1 protein-coding gene is annotated in these 1305 nt (G+C 60.2%); it reads right to left on the reverse strand.

The window, feature by feature from the left end; all coding sequences use genetic code 11:
* Window positions 1-332: 332 nt before the first annotated feature.
* The gene (locus VMT30_09110; protein HVQ45088.1) at window positions 333-503 is read right to left on the reverse strand and encodes a hypothetical protein; all 171 of its coding nucleotides are present in this window, start codon (window positions 501-503) and stop codon (window positions 333-335) included.
* Between the last annotated feature and the right edge of the window lie 802 nt (window positions 504-1305).

Below are 1305 nucleotides of genomic sequence, written 5' to 3' on the forward strand. Positions count from 1 at the left end.
CGGGCGAGTTTTCGGCCAGACCTGAATTGCCTGGGTCGGCGCAGGCGCTGCAGGCGCCTCTCGTCTTCCCACTGAAAGGATAGCACAACTCCGTACGGCAGGAGACTGCTGCGCTGTAGTATTTCGACCCTGCTTATGACCGCAGTGGGTCATGAACGTCGTTTCCGCAATCTCCGTGGCACGACCGCTTACCCTCCAAGACTCGCCGTGAAAGCGGACATTCCGGATCGGCAGGTTCGTGCCAAAGATCGGGATAGGGGGGAGCCTCGCGGCTCCGCCCCTCCCACACCACCGTACGTACGGGTCCGTATACGGCGGTTCGAGAAGTTGAGCTAACACGTTTCGAACATTACTCGACGCGCGTTGGCCGGGCGTTCGGGTTCATTCACCGCCGAGAACGATTCGATGTCTTCCCGCAACGCCTGCCGGGCTTCACCCGTCGGCGCCGATGGGAAGTCCAGTCTCAACTGGATGTGCAGCCGCTTGTCGCTCTCGAGACTCATGTCCTACTTGCCGCTCTTCCCGTTCGGGCCTTCAGCCCTCGTTTCCGGCTCGGCCTATCTGTTGACTCCACCTTTCGGCGACGGAGTGCCTCACTAGCCTTGCCGACGACATGACCTACTATACCCTCTGCTGACTTCTGCCCTGCGATCAGACCGCCTCACGGCGCTCTCAGTCGCCGAAGCGACACAGGGCAGATCTCCTGGGGTAAGTTCAGTCGCCTTCCGTGCACCGTCGCCGGGTCTACGCTTCGCGTCCTTGATGGATATGGACTTCGCGGTATGTGGCCCGCTCGTCCGATGCTCGCGCCTTGTACCCGGTTTTTGTCCATCGACCCGCACGTTTGCTCTACGCTTCCTTCAGACCCCGCCTCGCGGCGACAGCCCTTGCGTTATCGCTAACCCTTCACCTCCATCAGGTTGGGTAGAGGACTTTCACCTCCAAGCTACTGAACATGCCCAGCACACCACAAAATCGCTGCGCGATAGCCCGCTGCGCGGGGGCGTGACTGGGAGTACGGTGATCGTGGATAGAACATCCTCGCTCTTGCGCCAAAGACTCGAACCCCTCTTCTACAGGTCGCGCGGCGGCGCGTGAGATCGGAATGCTACGTCAGCATTGCCCGAGAATGACGAACCCCGGGGCAATCGGAGAAGCTGATCACTTGACGAGCAGATCGCAAACAGTTTCGGTTCGAAAGAGTCGAGTTCGTTGAAGTCCTCAAGGGTCCCTGCGCCCATGCCTCCCGAAGGCTGTCCTGAGCCTCATCACGCAGAGGTTGTCGCGTGTGATCTTTTTGCCACG

The sequence above is a fragment of the Candidatus Saccharimonadia bacterium genome, from assembly GCA_035544015.1.
Classification (GTDB): domain Bacteria; phylum Patescibacteriota; class Saccharimonadia; order UBA4664; family UBA4664; genus UBA5169.